The following is a 16,871-nucleotide window of genomic DNA, read 5'->3' on the forward strand; positions in this document are numbered from 1 at the left end:
ACAGTTGTAAGATTTGATGCGGTTAATAATCGTACACCCCCCCACCCCCCCCCCCCCCGCCCGCCCGCGCCCCCCCCCCCCCCCCCCCCCCCCCCCCCCCCCCCCCCCCCTCCGCCGCCCGGCCGGCCGCGTCGGCCCGGCGCCGGGCGGCGCCCGCCTCGCCCTCGGCCGCGGCGGCCTCCTCGCGCACCCGCGCGAGCTCGGCGGCCAGCTCCTCCGCCCGGGCCGCCAGGTCCACCGCGCGGCGCTCCGCCCGCCCCGCCCGCTCCCGGGCCGTGCGGGCGCTGCGTGCCGCCTCCTCGGCGAGGTCCGCGGCCGCCTCGGCGTCCTCCCGCGCATCGGTCAGCTCCCGCTGCCGCCGCTCCTCGGCCGCCCGCCGCCTCTCGGCCTCCTCGGCGGCACGCTGCCGCTCGGCCTCCTCCTCCGCCGCGCGCGACGCCGTGCGGGCGGGCCGCCCGGGAGCGGGCCGCCCGGGACCGGGCCGCTCGGGACCGGGCCGGGCCGCCCGCGGCGGCGGCACCACCCGCAGGTCCGGCCGCACGCCGAGACCCCCGGAGGCCGACAGCGGGCCGGTGAGCCGCCCGGCCAGCAGCGCCTCGCCGGCCTCGGGGTCGGCCAGCGCCGCGCGCAGCGTCTGCTCCACCTGGTCGGCGACGGCGTCGCTGAGCGGGTGGCCGAGGCGCGCCGCCACGGCCCGCGCCTGGCGGGTGAGCGCGGCGAGCAGCCGGGAGCGCTGCGTGCCGAGCGCGCGCAGCTGGTCTCCGTCCAGGCTCTCCTGCGCCTCGCGCAGCAGGTCGCCGAGCTCGACGAGGCCGGCGATCTCGTCGGGCTGCTCGCGCACCAGCGCGTTGCACGCCCAGGCCGCCGTCGAGGGCCTGCCGAGGGCGGCGACCTCCCTCGCCAGCGCCCGGTCCCCCGCCGCGCGGGCCCGCCGGGCGGCCTCGGTGCGGGCGGCCACGAAGTCGCCGGGCAGCAGCCCGTAGAGCTCGTCGGCGACCTCCTCGAGGTCCACGTCGCCCCCTCCCGGCCCGTGCGGTCGCCGCCGACCCTGCCACGGGAAGACCGGACCGGCCGGAGGACGTTGCCGCCCGCGTCGTGCCGGTGGTCGACTCCCGGGCGGCAGGCGACAGGAGGAGGGGGCGGGATGACGACGTGCGGGCACCTGGACCAGATCCGGGACGTGACGCCGGACTCGACGGAGGGGTGCGGCGACTGCCTGGCCATCGGCAGCCGGTGGGTGCACCTGCGGATGTGCCTGTCGTGCGGGCACGTGGCCTGCTGCGACTCCTCGCCCAACCGGCACGCCTCCGCGCACGCCGGGTCCTCGGGCCACCCGATCATCCGTTCGGTGGAGCCGGGTGAGTCCTGGCGCTGGTGCTATCCCGACCAGACGCTGGTCTGATGGAGCTCTCGCTCGTCGCGCTGCTGGCCGGCTCCTTCGCGGTCACCGCGCTGGCCCGGCGGACCGGCGTCTCCGCGCCGCTGCTGCTGGTCGTCGTCGGCCTGGCGCTGTCGTTCGTGCCCGGGGTCCCCGACTACGCGCTGGACCCCGAGCTGATCCTCACGCTGGTGCTGCCGCCGCTGCTGTACTCGGCGGCGCTCGACAGCTCCTACCTGCGGCTGCGGGCCAACCTGCGCCCGATCGGCCTGCTGGCGCTGGGCGCCGTCCTGCTCACCACGGTCGCCGTCGGCCTCGCCGCGTGGTGGCTGGTGCCCGGCCTGCCGCTGGCCTCCGCGCTGGTGCTCGGCGCAGTCGTCGCCCCGCCCGACGCCGTCGCGGCCACCGCCGTGGGCCGCCGCCTGGGTCTGCCGCGGCGGGTGATGACCATCCTCGGCGGCGAGAGCCTGGTGAACGACGCGACCGCGCTGACCGCCTACCGGGTGGCGGTCGCGGTGGCCGCGGGCGCGGGCTACGGCATCGCGCAGGGCCTCGGCGTCTTCGCGGTCGCCGCGGCGGGCGGCGCCGCGATCGGCTGGGCGCTCGGCTGGCTGGTCGACCGGATCCGGCGGCTCCTGCACGACGGCGTCCTGGAGAGCGCGATGGGCCTGCTGGTGCCCTTCGTCGGCTTCGTCGTCGCCGAGGAGGTGCACGCCTCCGGGGTGCTCGCCGTCGTGCTGGCCGGCCTGTACCTGGGCCACCGCTCGCCGGCTGCCGACCCGGTCGCCCGGCTGCAGGACCGCGCCGTCTGGCAGGCAGCGGACACGATCCTCGAGGCCACGGTCTTCGCGCTCATCGGCCTGCAGCTGCGCGCGGTGGTGGAGGGCGTCGGGCCGTCCGTGTGGAGCATGACCGCCGTGGGGCTGGTCCTGGTGCTGGTCGCGCTCGTCGCGCGGGTGGCGTTCGTCTTCCCCACCACCTACCTGCGGCCGCTGGCCCGCCGCCGGGCCGACTGGGAGTCGCCGTCGTGGCGGCACGTCGCGGTGGTGTCCTGGGCCGGGATGCGCGGCGTGGTCTCCCTCGCCGCCGCGGCCAGCATCCCGCTCACCACGCTCGACGGCGGCCCCTTCCCCGGCCGCGAGGAGATCGTCTACCTGGCGTTCGTCGTCACCGTCGGCACGCTGCTGCTGCACGGGCTGACGCTGCCCGCAGTCATCCGCCGGCTCGGCGTGCGCGGCACGGAGAGCTCCGCCGACGCGCTGGCCGAGGCGCAGGCACAGACCGACGCCGGGACGGCCGCCGTCGCCCGCCTCGAGGCGCTCGACGACGGCGACCCGCTGCACGCGCAGACCGTCACCGAGCTGCGCTCGCGCATCGAGGCGCGCACCAACGCCGCGTGGGAGCGGCTCGGCGGGCCGGTCGCGGGCGGCGGGGAGACGCCGAGCGCGGTGTACCGGCGGCTGCGCCGGGCGATGCTCGAGGCCGAGCGGGAGGTGTTCGTGCGCTACCGCGACCAGCGCCGCATCGACGACGAGGTGTTCCGCCGGGTGCAGCACGAGATGGACCTGGAGGAGGTCACGCTGCTGCGGGAGTGATGCGCCCGCGGGCCGACGGTGGCACGGTGGGCCCGGAGGACGGCGCCGTCCCCACCCGGACGACGTCCCGACGCGACCGGCCCCGCCGGCGCACGACCCGCACCGGAGTGCCCGTGGTCCCCTCCCCCGCCGCCCAGCCCAGCGCCCCCGACCCGGCCGTCGGCCCGCCGACCGTGCTGTTCGTCGCCGCCTCCGACGCGGCGGTCTCCCCGATGGCCGCCGCACTGCTCGCCCGGCGCGCGTCCGGCCGGGTGCGGGCCCTGTCGGCCGGCTCGGCGCCGGCGGCGCGGCTCGACCCGGCCGCGGTGGCGGCGATGGCGGAGGTCGGCGTCGACCTGGCCGCCCGCCCGCCCCGGCCGCTGACCGCCGACGCGGTGCACGTCTCCGCCGTCGTCGTCCGGCTCGGCGACGTGCCGCGCTGCCTGGTCCTGCCGGGCACGCGCTACCTCGACTGGCCGGTGGAGGAACCGGCCGGCGGGGACGCCCGGCCGGTGCGCGACGAGCTCGACCGCCGGGTGTGCGGGCTGCTGGCCGACCTGGCCGTGTGACACAGAGCACCCTGGGTGTTTCACTCCGTCCGGGGTGCCGCCCGGCGCCCCGGAACGGAGAGAGCCCGACGATGACGTCCCCTCGCCTCCGGCGGTCCCGCCGGACCGCCTCCCTCGGCACAGCCCTCCTGGGCGCCGCCCTCGCGGCTGCGCTCCTCCCCGGCACCGCCGCGGCCGCACCGCCGGCCGCAGGCCCGCCCGGTCAGCTGCCGATCGTGTTCGTGCACGGCAACAGCGGCTCGGCCGCGCAGTTCGAGACCCAGTTCCAGCGGTTCGCGAGCAACGGCTGGAGCCAGGACCGGCTCCACGCCTTCGAGTACGACACCAGCCCGGCCGGCACGGACGCCGCCGCGGTGGCCGCGCTCGGCCCGTTCATCGACCGGGTGCTCGCCGAGACCGGCGCGCCGCAGGTGCTGCTGGCCGCGCACTCGCGCGGCACGGGCATCAGCCAGGCCTACCTGAACACCTCGGGCCAGGCCGGTGAGGTGGCCCGCTACGTCAACCTCGACGGCCGGTCCGCGGCCGCCGAGCCCGGCGGCGTGGAGACCCTGGCGGTCTGGGGCGAGTGGACCTCCCCGCCCGCCCCGCGGCGCGGCGCCGTGGGCTCCATCGGCGGCGCGGAGAACTCCTACAACCCCGACCTCGGGCACACCGAGACGGCGTCGTCGGCGCGCACCTTCGCGGCGATGTACCGCTTCTTCACCGGGTCCGACCCGCGCACCACCGACGTCGTGCCGGAGCCGCCCGGCCAGGTGACCGTGGCCGGCCGCGCGGTGCTGTTCCCGCAGAACGAGGGCTACGCCGGGCGCACGCTGGAGCTGTGGCGGCTCGACCCGGCGACCGGCCAGCGGGTGGGAGCGCACCCGGAGGAGAGTTGGGTGCTCGGCGCGGGCGGGGACTTCGGCCCGGTGCGGGTCAACGGCCGGCACACCTACGAGTTCGCGCTCACCCGCGAGGACGGCTCGGTGCACCACTTCTACCAGTCACCGTTCACCCGGGACGACCACTTCGTCCGGCTCAACAGCTCCCGGCCGGGCACCGGCCTGGAGGCGTTCGTCAGCACCGCGCAGCAGCAGACGAACCTGTCGCTCATCCGGGCCCGGGAGATCTGGGGCGACCAGGGGGCGGCGTCGGACTCGATCACCGTCGACGTGCTCGGCGACGCCGTCGCGCCGCTGCAGGTGGCCACGCCGGCGACGACGCCGCGCACCGGGCCGGTGAACCCCGCCACCGGGCAGCCCGTGCCCACCGGCGAGGTGAACGCGCTCTACCTGTTCGACGTCGGGCAGCGGCTCCCGTCGGCGGCCCCGCCCTTCTACGCGCCGGGCGACGGGGTGACCGACCTGGCGCGGGGCGACCTCGTCCCGTTCAGCACGCTGACGTTCCTCAACGCGGCCGACGTGTTCCTGCCGGCCTCCGGCGGCGCGGGCACCGTCCGCATCGAGGTGCGGCCGCGGGGCGGCGGCGAGACGCAGGTGCTCAACGTGCCGGCGTTCTCCTCGGTGTCCGACCGGGTGTCGGTGACGCTGCGCGACTCGACGCAGGGCAGCACCGCCTTCCCCGGCCGGTGACCCAGGCGCGGCCCGGTGGTCCCCGCCGGGCCGCGCTCCCCGGCCGACCGCGCTGGGGCGGTGCGGCGAACAGGTCCCACGGGTCGTCGTCCACCCGGGCCGTCCTGCCGCGCTGCGGGCCTAGGCTGGCCGCACCGACCCCGGAGGTGTCCCTGTGTGGCTGAAGCTGCTCGGCCTGCTGCTCGTCGTCTGGCTGGTCGTCACCGTGGTCGGCTGGATCGTCGAGGGGCTGTTCTGGCTGGCCGTCGTCGGCCTGCTGCTCGTCCTCGTCACCGGCGCGCTCGGCGTGCGGGAGCGCACCCGCCGCTAGACGGGTGCGCTCCCGCGCCGGGCGTCAGTGCGCGGCGGCCACCGCGGGGCGACCCAGCCGCACCGCGGCCGCGACCACGACGCTGATCGCACCGAGCAGGGCCAGCGCGGCGCCGAGGCCCCCGAGAGCCCCGGTGAGCGCGAGGACCAGGAGCGGGCAGAAGAACTGCCCGATGAAGAAGGCCGACGTCCAGATCCCGGTGCCCCGGCCGCGCTGCTCGAAGGCCAGCGAGCCGAGGGCCCAGGTGAGCAGGGACGGCAGGATCAGGCCGTTGCCGAGGCCGGTGACCACGGCGAACGCGATCACCACGGGGACCGCCGAGGACAGGCCGAGCCCGACGATGCCGATGCCGGAGAGCGCGAAGGCGAGCGGCACGAGGACCGCCGGCCCCCGCTTGGCCAGCCGGCCGAACAGGACCCCGCCGGCCGCGGTGCCCAGCGACGCGACCGCGCTGGCGGCGCCGATGACCGCCGTGGACTCCACGCCGATGTCGTCGAGCTTGAACGACAGCTGGACGATCAGGACGTAGAAGACCAGCCCGCCGACCAGGGACACGCCGATCGGGGCGGCGAGCCGGCGCCAGGGCAGGGCCGGCAGCTTCTCGGCACGGGCCGCCGCCTGCGCCTGCGGGGCCGGCTGCCAGATGAGCTTCGCGGCGGCGAGCGCGAGCGGCAGGCTGAGGGCGTACAGCCAGAAGGGCGTCCGCCAGTCGCCGGCGCCCAGCGCGCCACCGACGGCGAAGAACACCGTCGCGGCGACCGTGGTGAACACGACCTGGAGGCCGAAGTACCGCTCCCGCTGCGAGCCGTGGAAGTAGTCGGCCAGCAGGGTCGTGCAGCAGGTCATGATCGCGGCCTCGGTGAGGCCGAGAAGCACGCGGCTGGCGACGACCAGCTGCAGCGAGGGAAGCCACAGCGGCGCGGTCCCCACGAAGGCGTAGGCGACCAGCGCGCCGACGAGCAGGCGCTTGCGGCCCACCCGGTCGACGATCCGGCCGGCGACCATCGCGGTGAGCCCGATGACCAGGGCCGGCGCGGTGAGCACGATGGGGGCCAGCGCCTCGACGCCGGGGGTGCCCGCGAAGGCGTCCTGGATGCGGGGCAGGACGGGCGCCAGCAGCACCGCGCCGAGCACCGCGAGGCAACTGGACAGCAGCAGCACCAGCGCCTGCGGGCGGCCCGCGGGGCGCCCCGTGGTGGGGTCGACGGCGACCTCGCCGGCCAGCGGCTCCTCCGCAGGCCGTTCAGGGACCAGGACGTTCTCCGACACGGGCGTCTCCATCGACGGGCGTGCCGGTCCCGGTGACCGGCATCACTGGCGATGCAGTGTCAGGACGCCGGGGGGCGAGCGGAAATCACTTGTCGTTACGGTCCCCATCGACCGGGTGGATACCCGCCGACTGGTCACCCACCGCCAGCCGGGCGGCCCGGGCGACCAGGTCACGCAGGTAGGCGTGCTCCGGGTCGTCGTCGAACACCGGGTGCCACCACATCGCCTCGATGAGCGGGCCGGCGTCGAAGGGACACGGCAGCGCCCGGACGCCGGAGTTGAGGGGCAGCAGGTCGACCAGGCGGCGCTGCAGCAGCGCGATCCGGTCGCTGCCCGAGATCAGCGCGGGCACGGTCAGGAAGCTCTCGGTGACCACCTGCACCTGCGGCTCGATCCCGAGCATGCGCATCTGCCGCGCGGCCGGGGTCGACGCCGTCGGCCCGTGGTAGGTGGCCACCCACGGCAGGGTCTCGAGGTCACCGACCGTCAGGCCCGCGTCCACCACCGGGTTGTCGGCGGCGACCACGCACACCCACTCGTCGCGGTAGAGGTCCCGGCGGGACAGGTCGGTGAGGAAGCCCGGCGGCAGGAAGAGGAGGTCGGCGGTCAGCAGCGCCTGCTCCGCCCGGTCCACGATCGCCGGCGAGTGCGCGCTCAGCCGCAGCCGGGTGTGCGGCGCCTCCTCGGCCAGCAGCCCCGCGACGGTGTCGCCGAGCACCGCGACGACGTAGTCGCTCACCAGGAGGGTGAACTCGCGCGTCGAGGACGCCGGGTCGAAGCCGGGCTGCGCGGTGAACACCCGCTCCACCCCCGACAGGGCGATCCGTGCGAGCTCCCGGAGCTGGACGGCGAGCGGCGTGAGCCGGTACTCGTTGCCGACGCGGGAGAGCAGCTCGTCGCCGAAGTGGCGGCGCAGCCGGGCCAACGACGCCGACAGCGCCGGCTGGCTCAGCCCCATCTGCGCTGCCGCCCGCGTGACGCTGCGCTGCTGGAGCAGGGCGTCGAGGGACACGAGCAGGTTGAGGTCCAGGCTCGCGAGGTTCACGGGGCGCACCGTATCGACGACGTTGATGCCCGTCATCACACATTCCGTCTTCCCTCACTCCTGTGGGCTGGCCCACTGTCGAGGGCATGCACCACACCCCTGACCACCTCGACCGCTCGGACCCCGAGGGCGCCATCGCCGCCGCCGCGAAGCGCTGCTCGAACTGGGGCCGGTGGGGCGCCGACGACGTCCTGGGCACGCTGAACTTCCTCGACGAGGCCAAGCGGCGCGAGGGTGCGGCGCTGGTCCGCCGGGGGGCGAGCTTCTCGCTGTCGCAGTCCTTCGACATGGACGGCCCGCAGAAGGGCTGGCGGCGGCGGAACAACCCGGTGCACACGATGACCGACACCGGCCTCGACGCCGAGCGCAACGTGCAGGGCTTCCCGCACGGCATCGGCGGCGCCGATGACTACATCGCCATGCCGCTGCAGGCCTCCACCCAGTGGGACGGCCTCGGGCACATCTTCGACCACGGGATGGCCTGGAACGGGCGCCGCGCGGGCGACGTCGTGACCAGCCTCGGCGACTCGGTGACCGGCATCGAGACCGTCGCCGACCTCATCGCCGGCCGCGGGGTGCTGCTCGACGTCGGCCGGGCGGTCGGCACCGACGGGGAGCTCCCCGACGGCTTCGCGATCACCGCCGAGCACCTCGAGGCGACGATCGCGGCCCAGGGCGCGTCGTCGGCCGTCGGCCGCGGCGACCTCCTGCTGGTGCGCACCGGGCGGCTGACCAGGGCGCGGCGGGACATCGCCGAGGGGCGCGGCTGGGGCGACTACGCCGGTGGCGCCTCCCCCGGCCTGTCCTTCACCACCGCCGACTGGCTGCACGCCTCCGAGGTCGCCGGCGTCGCCACCGACACGTGGGGCTTCGAGGTCCGGCCCAACGAGTTCGACGTGGCCTTCCAGCCGCTGCACCAGGTCGCCATCCCGAACATGGGCCTGTTCATCGGCGAGATGTGGGACCTCGACGCCCTGGCCGCCGACTGCGCGCAGGACGGCCGCTACGACTTCTGGCTCACCGCCGCCCCCCTCCGCGTGACCGGCGCCGTCGGCGCCCCGGTCAACCCGATCGCCGTCAAGTAGCCGGACGAAGGAGTCCCGACATGCCTGCTGTGAACAGCGTCCTCGTCGTGGGCGGCGGCCTGGCCGGCGCCGGCACCGCCATCCACCTCGCGCGGGCCGGCGTCGCCGTCGACCTGGTCGAGATCAAGCCCGACACCTCCGCGCTCGGATCCGGCATCACGCTGCAGGGCAACGCCCTGCGCGAGCTGCGGTCCCTCGGCGTGTGGGACCAGGTGCAGGCGGCCGGCTACGCCTTCGACGTCACCGGCATCCGCGCCCCCGACCCGGACGGCACCGTCGTGGCCGAGGTCCCCGACGCCAAGACCGGCGGCCCGGACCTGCCCGCCGCGATGGGCATGCCCCGCCCGGAGCTCGCCCGGATCCTCGTCGACCGGGCCACCGAGGTCGGCGTGAAGGTGCGGTTCGGCACCACCCACACCGCGCTGGTGCAGGACGCCGACGGCGTCGACGTGACCTTCGCCGACGGGTCCACCGGCCGCTACGACCTGGTGGTGGGCGCCGACGGCATCCGGTCGTGGACCCGCCGCGCGCTGGGCGTGAACCTGGAGACCCGCTCGGTCGGGATGGGCATCTGGCGAGCCTTCGGGCCGCGGCCGGCGAGCGTGACCCGCACCGACCTCTACTACGGCGGCCCCTCCTACATCGCCGGCTACTGCCCGACGGGCGAGGACTCCCTCTACGCCTACATCGTCGAGGACGCCCAGGACCGCAGCGCCCTGACCCCCGACGAGCAGCTGGCGACGATGAAGGAGCTCTCCCGGGCCTACCACGGCCCGTGGGACGAGATCCGCGAGTCGCTCACCGACCCGAGCCGGGTGAACTACACCTGGTTCGAGACCCACGTCCTCGACGAGCCGTGGAACCGCGGCCGGGTGGTGCTGATCGGCGACGCCGCGCACACCTGCCCGCCCACCATCGCCCAGGGCGGCGCGATGGCGCTGGAGGACGCCGTCGTCCTCGCCGAGCTCCTCGTCGAGCGGTCCGCCCTCGACCAGGACCTGTGGGACGCCTTCCACGCCCGCCGCGTCGGCCGTGCGCGGACCGTCGTCGACGCCTCCAACCAGCTCGCCCAGTGGCAGCTCGACCACGTGCAGGGCGACATCCCCGCCCTCATGCGCTCGATCGCCCAGCTGACCAGCCAGCCCGCCTAGACACCCTCCCGCCTCTCGCGCGCGAGAGGCGCCGTTCCAGGAGAACGACCATGACCCAGCGCCTCATCACCCACCTGCGGCACGTCGACCTCGCCGTGCCGGACCTGCGCACGCAGCAGGACTTCTTCACCAACACCTGGGGCCTCACGGCCGAGCACAGCGACTCGGGCCTGACGTTCCTGGCCGCCGAGGGCAGCCCCGAGCAGTACGTCGTCCGGCTGCGCGAGGCGACCGACAAGCGGATCGACCTGATCTCCTTCGGCGCGGCCACCGCCGCCGACGTCGACACCCTGGCCGGGCAGCTCGCCCGCGACGGCGTGCAGCTGATCGGCGAGCCCGACACCCTGCAGACCCCCGGCGGCGGCTACGGGTTCCGGTTCTTCGACAACGAGGGCCGCACCGTGGAGATCAGCTCCGACGTCGCGGTCCGGCAGCACCGGCGGATCGAGGAGGGCGAGTCCATCCCGGTCCGGCTCTCCCACGTGGTCATCAACTCCGCCGACCCCGAGGGCACCCGCGCGTTCTACGAGAAGCACCTGGCCTTCGCGCTGTCGGACACGCTCGTGCACCCGCGCATGGGCAACATGATGTGGTTCATGCGGGTCAACGCCTGGCACCACAGCATGGCGATCGCCCGCGGGCCGCACCCCTCTCTGCACCACGCCTCGTTCGAGATGCGCGGCGTCGACGAGTACATGCGCGGCACCGGCCGGCTGCTGCGTGCCGGCGTCGAGAAGATCTGGGGCCCGGGCCGGCACCTGGCCGGCAACAACACCTTCAGTTACTTCCTCGACCCGCACGGCAACACCGTCGAGTACACGACCGAGCTCGAGCTGCTCGACGAGGACACCTGGCACCCGCACGTCTACGACATCAGCAACCCCGAGGTCAGCGACCAGTGGGGCACGGCCAACGCGATGAACGAGTTCGTCGCGCAGAAGTCGTTCAACGACCCGGACAAGGGCCTGTTCGTGGCCCCGCCGGTCTGATGCGGTTCGCCACCTGGTCCGCCGGCGGGACCGTCTCCGCCGGCGTGGTGTCCGACCTCCCCGACGGCACCACCGGCCTGCACGCCCTGCCGGAGGGGACGACGGTCCTCGACCTCGTGCGCGCGGGCCTGCCCGCGGCACTCGAGGCGGGGACGGCGGCGCTGCGCGGGCCGGCCGTGCCGCTGGAGTCCGTCCGCCTGCTGCCGCCCCTGCAGGCCCCGACCGTGCGCGACTTCGTCGCATTCGAGGAACACGTCGAGGGCATGGTCGCGCCGAGCGGTGAGCCGGTCCCGCCGGAGTGGTACCAGGCGCCGACCTTCTACTTCACCAACCCGTACGCGCTCGTCGGCGCGCACGACGACGTCGCGGTGCCCCCGGGCTCGCAGCGGTTCGACTTCGAGCTCGAGGTCGCCGTCGTGGTCGGGCGCGACGGCGCCTCGCTGACGCCCGAGCAGGCCCGCGAGCACGTCTTCGGCTACACCGTGCTCAACGACTGGTCCGCCCGCGACCTGCAGTTCCGCGAGATGGCGGTCAAGCTCGGCCCGGCCAAGGGCAAGGACTCGGCGACGACGCTCGGCCCGTGGCTGGTCACCGCCGACGAGCTGGAGCCGTACCGCGACGACGAGGGGTTCCTCGCCCTGGACATGCGGGTGTCGGTCAACGGCACCGAGATCGGCCAGGACCTGCTGTCGAACATGGGCTGGCCGTTCGAGGAGCTCGTCGCCTACGCCTCCCGCGGCACGGAGGTCCGCGCCGGCGACGTGCTCGGCTCGGGCACCTGCGGCAACGGCGGCTGCCTCGGCGAGCTCTGGGGCCGCCGCGGCGAGCTCGCCCCTCCCCCGCTGCAGCCCGGCGACGTGGTGGAGATGACCGTCGAGGGCATCGGCACCATCCGCAACCGCGTCGTCGAGGGGGTCGAGCTGCCGCCGGTCCGGGCCGCCCGGCCGCGGCCGCGCACCCGCAAGCGCCCGGCGTGAGCCTGCGCGGCCGGGTCGTCGTCGTCACCGGCGCGGCCCAGGGGCAGGGCGCGGCGGAGGCCCGGCTGCTGGCCGCCGAGGGCGCCGTCGTCGTCGCCACCGACGTGCAGGACGGCCCCGCCGAGGACCTCGGCGGGGCCACCTACCGGCGGCTCGACGTCACCGACGCCGCCGGTTGGGCGGCGCTCGCCGACGACCTCCGGGCCGCGCACGGCCGCGTGCACGGGCTGGTCGCCAACGCCGGGGTGACCTGGCGGGCGCGGCTGGCCGACCTCGACCCCGCCGACCTCGCCCGGGTGTCCGGGGTCAACGTCACCGGGACGCTGCTCGGCATCCAGGCGCTCACCCCGCTGATGACCGGCGGCGGCGCGGTCGTCGTCGTCGGCTCGGTGGCCGCGCTGACCGGGCACTTCCCGGTCGCCTACACCGCGTCGAAGTGGGCGCTGCGCGGGCTGGCGAAGGCCGCCTGCCTGGAGCTCGGCCCGCGCGGCATCCGGGTCAACACGATCCACCCCGGCTACGTGGAGACGCCGATGACCGCCTCGGCGGCGCCGGCGTTCCGCGCCGCCAACGTCGCCGAGACCCCGCTCGGCCGCACCGGCACCGTCGACGAGGTGGCGCCCCTGGTCGCCTTCCTCCTCGGCGACGGCGCCTCCTTCATCACCGGCGCCGAGATCCCCGTCGACGGCGGGATGACCGCCCACGGCGGCGTGAAGTCGATCAGCGACGCCGTGTCCGCCGCGGCGCCGGCCGCACCCTGAGAGGAACTCCCCCGTGTTCGAGTACTTCCCCACCGGCCCCTACACCTGGAACCTGTCCGTGGTCGCCACGCTGAACTCCGGCGGGCTCGTCGACGAGGTCGACCGCGCCTGCCGGCCGATCAAGGACGCCGCGAACGCCGGCGAGGACGCCGGGACGCCGGACTTCCTGCGCGCCTGGACCGCGCTGACCGACCAGCTCGTCGGGCAGGCCGAGGAGGCGGAGAAGGCCGGCCACGTGCGCACCGCCGGGCAGCTGTGGTTCCGCGCGTCGAACTACCTGGCGCAGGCCGAGCGGATGCTCGCCCACTCCGACCCGAACCGGGTGCCCACGTACCGGCGGATGCTGGAGATCGCGCAGAAGGCGTTCGACACGCACAGCCCGCGCGTCACCCGGGTCGCCGTCCCCTACGAGGGCACCACGCTGCCGGCCTACTTCTCGCAGGCGCCGGCCGCCGACGACGGCCCGGTGCCGGTGGTCGTCCTGGTCAACGGGCTGGACTCCACCAAGGAGCACATGTACGCGTCGAACCACTGGGAGGAGCTGGCCGCCCGCGGCATCTCCTGCCTGATGCTCGACCAGCCCGGCACCGGTGAGGCGCTGCGGCTGCAGGGGCTCACCGCCCGCGTGGACACCGAGGCCTGGGGCGCGGCCGCCGTCGACTACCTGGAGACCCGCGACGACGTCGACGCCTCCCGGATCGGCGTCGTCGGCTGGTCGCTGGGCGGCTACTACGCCCCGCGCGCGGCGGCGTTCGAGAAGCGGTTCGCCCTGTGCGTGGCGTGGGGCGCCAACCACGACTGGGGCGCGGTGCAGCGCCGCCGCCGGCAGCGCGAGGGCGAGCGGCCGGTGCCGCACTACTGGGAGCACGTCCTGTGGGTGTGGGGCCAGCCCGGCGACGAGAACGACCTCGACGCCTTCCTCGACTTCGCCGACCAGGTGAACCTCGAGGGCGTCGTCGAGCAGATCACCGTGCCGTTCCTCGTTGCGCACGGCGCCAACGACCGGCAGATCCCGCTGGAGATGGCGCACCGCTCCTACGACCAGGCGGTCAACTCCCCCAAGCGGGAGCTGCGGGTGTTCACGCCCGAGGAGGGCGCCACCGAGCACATCGGCCTGGACCACCTGCCGTACGTGAGCACCTTCGTCGCCGACTGGGTGGCCGACACCTTCGCGGAGCTGGCCGCGCAGCGCGCCTGACCCCGCGGCGCGTCGACCTGCTGCTGCCTCCCGGCCCCGGAGGCAGCAGCAGGTCGACGACCGGCGGTCAGGCCACCTGGAACGAGCGCTTGGCCAGGCCGATGAAGAAGCCGTCGATGGCGGTGGTGACGCCGGCCGCCGGGTCGGTGGCCGCGCCGAGGGTGACGAACAGCGGCGTGAAGTGCTCGACCGTCGGGTGGGCGTAGCGCAGGCCGGGCGCGCGGAGCCGGAACCGCGACAGCTCCTCGACGTCACCCCGCGCGAGCGCGTCCGCGGCCCAGGCGTCGAAGTCGGCCGACCAGCCGGGCACCGCGCCGCCGAGCATCTCGCGGGTCAGGTACGGCAGGCCGTGGGTCATGAAGCCCGAGCCGACCACCAGCACGCCCTGTTCCCGCAGCGGCCGCAGCCGCTCCCCGAGCGCCATCAGCGTCGCGGTGTCGTGGGTGGGCAGGCTCAGCTGCAGGACCGGGACGTCGGCCTCCGGGTACATGACCTTCAGCGGCACCCACGCGCCGTGGTCCAGCCCGCGCCCGCGGTGCTCGTACACGTGCGCGGTCCCCGGCAGGACGGCGAGCAGCTGCCGCGCCAGGTCCGACGACTCCGGGGTGTCGTAGCGCATCCGCGAGTACATCGGGTCGAACCCGCCGAAGTCGTAGACGAGCTCGGTCGGCACCGAGCTGGTGATGCCGAGGGAGTCCGACTCCCAGTGCGCGCTGACGATGAGCACCGCCCGCGGCCGGGGCAGCGCCCGCGCCCAGGCGGCGAGCTCCCGCATCCAGGCGGCGTCCTCGAACAGCGGCGGGGCGCCGTGGGACAGGTACAGCGCCGGCAGCGGGCCGTCGTCCGGCGTCCAGGCGCGGTGCTCCCCCAGCCCGGCCACGTGCCGCAGGTGCGCGGCGAACGGGTGGCGCGGGTCGATGCGCGCGTCGGCGACGGCGGTCGTCGAGGTCACCGGTCAGCCCGCCAGCGGCAGGTCGAGGGCGGGCAGGTCCAGGGCGGGCAGGTCCAGGGCGGGCAGGTCGAGGGTGTGCTCGGTGTGGTCGCGCTTGACGGCGAGGTAGCGGGCGTTGGCCGCCGACAGGTGGACGCCGGTGGGCACCCGCTCGGTCACCGCGACGCCGAGCAGCTCGAGCTGCGCGGCCTTGTCGGGGTTGTTCGACAGCAGCCGCACCCGGTCGGCGCCGACGGCGGTGAGCATCTGGGCGGCGGCGGTGTAGTCGCGCTCGTCCTCGCCGTGGCCGAGCGCCCGGTTGGCCTCGTAGGTGTCGAGGCCGGCGTCCTGGAGGGCGTAGGCGTCGAGCTTGGCGTACAGGCCGATGCCGCGGCCCTCCTGGCGCAGGTAGAGCAGGAAGCCGCCGGCGGTCGTGATGCGCTCGGCCGCCTCGCGCAGCTGCGGGCCGCAGTCGCACCGCTGCGAGCCGAAGACGTCGCCGGTGAGGCACTCGCTGTGCGGGCGGACCAACGGCGCCTCGCCGCCGGCGGCCGACCGCTCGAGGGCGCCGCGCCAGTCGCCGAGGCCGAGCAGCAGGTGCTCGCGGCCGTCGGCCAGCCCGTCGAAGGTGACGACGTCGGCCGTCGTGGCGTAGCCGTCGGGGAAGCGCAGCGGCACCGTGACGCGCGTGCGCACGGTCGCCGCGGGGACCGGGGACACGACACCCGCGTCGAGGGAGAGGGTCATGGCGACCTCCGCATCGGTTGTACCTACAACCGATGACCCTAGTCGCAGGAGGTTGAAGCTACAAGTACCCGGGTGCGACCATGGTGTCGTGGCCCGGTGGCTGAGCGAGGACGAGATGGCGGCGTGGGTGCGCCTGGTCGCCGTCGTGGAGCTGCTGCCCGGCGTCCTCGACGGCCAGCTGCGCCGCGACGCGCAGGTGACCCACTTCGACTACCACGTGCTGGCGATGCTGTCCGAGGCGCCGGACCGGACGCTGCGCATGACCGAGCTGGCCACCCGCACCAACGCCACGCTGCCGCGGCTCTCGCACGTCGTGCGCCGGCTCGAGGAGCGCGGCCTGGTCGAGCGGGCGCCCTGCCCGTACGACGGCCGGGCCACCAACGCGCGGCTCACCGACGCCGGCTGGGCGAAGGTGCGCGAGACCGCGCCGGGGCACGTGGCCACCGTCCGCGAGCACGTCATCGACGCGCTCACCCCCGAGCAGGTGACGCAGCTGACCGGCATCGCCGACGCCGTCCTGCGCCGCCTCGACCCCGACGGCCGGATGGCCGGCCTGCCGGGCGACGCCCCCGGAGGGGACCGCCGTCGGGCAGGGTGAGCCCATGACCGCTCCCCTCGCCGTGCTCGTCCACGGCCTGTGGCACGGCGCCTGGTGCTGGGACGGCGTCCGCGCCGCCCTCGGCGAGCGCGGCGTCGACAGCCTCGCCGTCGACCTCCCGCTCACCGACCTGCCCGCCGACACCGCGGCCCTCCGGTCCGCGCTGGACGCGGCGGGCCGCCCGGCCGTGCTGGTCGGGCACTCCTACGGCGGCGCGGTGGTCACCGCGGCCGGCACGCACCCGCTCGTCCGCGAGCTCGTGTACCTCGCCGCCTTCGCCCTCGACGACGGCGAGTCGGTGAGCCGCACCCGGCTCGGCGACCTGCCCGACACCCGGCTGGCCGAGGCGATGGTGGTGTCCGGCGACGAGATCGGCCTCGACCCCGTCCTCGGCGCGCGGCTGCTCTACGGCGACGCACCGTTCGACGTCGCCGCCGACGCGCTGGCCCGGCTGCGCCCGGTGGGCCGGCAGGTCTTCCGCGGGATCCCCGAGGCGGTCGCCTGGCGCAACCTGCCCGCGACCTACGCCGTGTGCACCGCCGACGAGGCCGTGCACCCCGAACGGCAGCGCGCGATGGCCGCCCGCGCCGCGGCCCGGACGGTCGAGTGGGACTGCGGGCACAGCCCGGCCGCCACCTGCCCGGAGGCCGTCGCGGACCTCGTCGCCGAGCGGGTGCGGGCGCTCGGCTGACCGGTGAGCCCGGTCCTCCCGGCCGGG

At 75.5% G+C, this 16,871-nt stretch carries 18 protein-coding genes; 13 read left to right on the plus strand and 5 right to left on the minus strand.

Going from position 1 to position 16,871, the window contains the following annotated elements; genetic code table 11:
- Positions 1–22: 22 nt before the first annotated feature.
- Complete coding sequence (locus ACI79X_RS22200; RefSeq protein ID WP_457027593.1) at positions 23–1,012, minus strand: hypothetical protein; 990 nt, start codon at positions 1,010–1,012, stop codon at positions 23–25.
- A gap of 132 nt (positions 1,013–1,144) precedes the next feature.
- Between ACI79X_RS22200 and ACI79X_RS22205 the strand changes: the two genes are divergently transcribed.
- From ACI79X_RS22205 to ACI79X_RS22225, 5 genes are all read left to right on the plus strand, one after another.
- Positions 1,145–1,402 carry a UBP-type zinc finger domain-containing protein gene (locus ACI79X_RS22205; RefSeq protein WP_457027594.1) on the plus strand — a complete coding sequence of 86 codons (258 nt, stop codon included), beginning with the start codon at positions 1,145–1,147 and terminating at the stop codon, positions 1,400–1,402.
- Positions 1,402–2,973: a Na+/H+ antiporter gene (locus ACI79X_RS22210; RefSeq protein ID WP_457027595.1), complete on the plus strand. Its 1,572-nt coding sequence runs from the start codon at positions 1,402–1,404 to the stop codon at positions 2,971–2,973. Before ACI79X_RS22205 ends, ACI79X_RS22210 begins: the two co-directional genes overlap by 1 nt.
- A gap of 113 nt (positions 2,974–3,086) precedes the next feature.
- On the plus strand, positions 3,087–3,521 hold the full coding sequence (locus tag ACI79X_RS22215) for an arsenate-mycothiol transferase ArsC (protein ID WP_457027596.1): 435 nt from the start codon (positions 3,087–3,089) through the stop codon (positions 3,519–3,521).
- Positions 3,522–3,736: 215 nt separating this feature from the next.
- Positions 3,737–5,092, plus strand: coding sequence for a hypothetical protein (locus tag ACI79X_RS22220; protein WP_457027597.1), 1,356 nt, complete (start codon positions 3,737–3,739; stop codon positions 5,090–5,092).
- A gap of 154 nt (positions 5,093–5,246) precedes the next feature.
- A complete protein-coding gene (locus ACI79X_RS22225) occupies positions 5,247–5,402 on the plus strand; it encodes a hypothetical protein (protein ID WP_457027598.1) in 156 nt (51 codons plus the stop codon).
- Positions 5,403–5,426: 24 nt separating this feature from the next.
- Here the strand turns inward: ACI79X_RS22225 and ACI79X_RS22230 are convergent, their stop codons facing one another.
- Together ACI79X_RS22230 and ACI79X_RS22235 are read right to left on the minus strand one after the other, a co-directional pair.
- Positions 5,427–6,671 carry an MFS transporter gene (locus ACI79X_RS22230; protein ID WP_457027599.1) on the minus strand — a complete coding sequence of 415 codons (1,245 nt, stop codon included), beginning with the start codon at positions 6,669–6,671 and terminating at the stop codon, positions 5,427–5,429.
- Positions 6,672–6,756: 85 nt separating this feature from the next.
- A complete protein-coding gene (locus tag ACI79X_RS22235; RefSeq protein ID WP_457027600.1) occupies positions 6,757–7,716 on the minus strand; it encodes a LysR family transcriptional regulator in 960 nt (319 codons plus the stop codon).
- A gap of 86 nt (positions 7,717–7,802) precedes the next feature.
- Here ACI79X_RS22235 and ACI79X_RS22240 point away from each other — a divergent pair, with 86 nt between their 5' ends.
- Genes ACI79X_RS22240 through ACI79X_RS22265 form a run of 6 tightly spaced genes read left to right on the plus strand, consistent with a single transcriptional unit; the run spans position 7,803 to position 13,877 of the window.
- Positions 7,803–8,801: a cyclase family protein gene (locus ACI79X_RS22240; protein WP_457027601.1), complete on the plus strand. Its 999-nt coding sequence runs from the start codon at positions 7,803–7,805 to the stop codon at positions 8,799–8,801.
- Positions 8,802–8,821: 20 nt separating this feature from the next.
- On the plus strand, positions 8,822–9,952 hold the full coding sequence (locus tag ACI79X_RS22245; RefSeq protein ID WP_457027602.1) for an FAD-dependent oxidoreductase: 1,131 nt from the start codon (positions 8,822–8,824) through the stop codon (positions 9,950–9,952).
- A 50-nt stretch (positions 9,953–10,002) separates the two neighbouring features.
- Entirely contained in the window at positions 10,003–10,941 is a 939-nt protein-coding gene (locus tag ACI79X_RS22250) for a VOC family protein (protein ID WP_457027603.1), read from the plus strand.
- A complete protein-coding gene (locus ACI79X_RS22255; RefSeq protein ID WP_457027604.1) occupies positions 10,941–11,918 on the plus strand; it encodes a fumarylacetoacetate hydrolase family protein in 978 nt (325 codons plus the stop codon). Before ACI79X_RS22250 ends, ACI79X_RS22255 begins: the two co-directional genes overlap by 1 nt.
- Positions 11,915–12,679 (plus strand): SDR family NAD(P)-dependent oxidoreductase, encoded by a 765-nt coding sequence (locus tag ACI79X_RS22260; RefSeq protein ID WP_457027605.1) that lies wholly within the window; start codon positions 11,915–11,917, stop codon positions 12,677–12,679. The genes ACI79X_RS22255 and ACI79X_RS22260 overlap by 4 nt, the downstream gene beginning before the upstream one ends.
- A 13-nt stretch (positions 12,680–12,692) precedes the next feature.
- Entirely contained in the window at positions 12,693–13,877 is a 1,185-nt protein-coding gene (locus ACI79X_RS22265) for an alpha/beta hydrolase family protein (protein ID WP_457027606.1), read from the plus strand.
- 67 nt (positions 13,878–13,944) lie between these two features.
- Here the strand turns inward: ACI79X_RS22265 and ACI79X_RS22270 are convergent, their stop codons facing one another.
- On the minus strand, positions 13,945–14,829 hold the full coding sequence (locus tag ACI79X_RS22270; RefSeq protein WP_457027607.1) for a dioxygenase family protein: 885 nt from the start codon (positions 14,827–14,829) through the stop codon (positions 13,945–13,947).
- A gap of 3 nt (positions 14,830–14,832) precedes the next feature.
- The gene (locus ACI79X_RS22275; protein WP_457027608.1) at positions 14,833–15,555 is read right to left on the minus strand and encodes a GTP cyclohydrolase II; all 723 of its coding nucleotides are present in this window, start codon (positions 15,553–15,555) and stop codon (positions 14,833–14,835) included.
- An 88-nt stretch (positions 15,556–15,643) separates the two neighbouring features.
- Here ACI79X_RS22275 and ACI79X_RS22280 point away from each other — a divergent pair, with 88 nt between their 5' ends.
- Both ACI79X_RS22280 and ACI79X_RS22285 read left to right on the plus strand, forming a co-directional pair.
- Complete coding sequence (locus ACI79X_RS22280) at positions 15,644–16,153, plus strand: MarR family winged helix-turn-helix transcriptional regulator (RefSeq protein ID WP_457027609.1); 510 nt, start codon at positions 15,644–15,646, stop codon at positions 16,151–16,153.
- Between the two features lie 4 nt (positions 16,154–16,157).
- Positions 16,158–16,844: an alpha/beta fold hydrolase gene (locus tag ACI79X_RS22285; RefSeq protein WP_457027610.1), complete on the plus strand. Its 687-nt coding sequence runs from the start codon at positions 16,158–16,160 to the stop codon at positions 16,842–16,844.
- Positions 16,845–16,871: the final 27 nt, after the last annotated feature.

The organism is Geodermatophilus sp. SYSU D01119, from assembly GCF_054049975.1.

Coding starts and splice junctions, on each gene's coding strand:
- ACI79X_RS22255 (WP_457027604.1), top strand. CDS start 10,941: ATGCGGTTCGCCACCTGGTCCGCCGGCGGGACCGTCTCCGCCGGCGTG.
- ACI79X_RS22275 (WP_457027608.1), bottom strand. CDS start 15,555: ATGACCCTCTCCCTCGACGCGGGTGTCGTGTCCCCGGTCCCCGCGGCG.
- ACI79X_RS22250 (WP_457027603.1), top strand. CDS start 10,003: ATGACCCAGCGCCTCATCACCCACCTGCGGCACGTCGACCTCGCCGTG.
- ACI79X_RS22205 (WP_457027594.1), top strand. CDS start 1,145: ATGACGACGTGCGGGCACCTGGACCAGATCCGGGACGTGACGCCGGAC.
- ACI79X_RS22245 (WP_457027602.1), top strand. CDS start 8,822: ATGCCTGCTGTGAACAGCGTCCTCGTCGTGGGCGGCGGCCTGGCCGGC.
- ACI79X_RS22240 (WP_457027601.1), top strand. CDS start 7,803: ATGCACCACACCCCTGACCACCTCGACCGCTCGGACCCCGAGGGCGCC.
- ACI79X_RS22210 (WP_457027595.1), top strand. CDS start 1,402: ATGGAGCTCTCGCTCGTCGCGCTGCTGGCCGGCTCCTTCGCGGTCACC.
- ACI79X_RS22285 (WP_457027610.1), top strand. CDS start 16,158: ATGACCGCTCCCCTCGCCGTGCTCGTCCACGGCCTGTGGCACGGCGCC.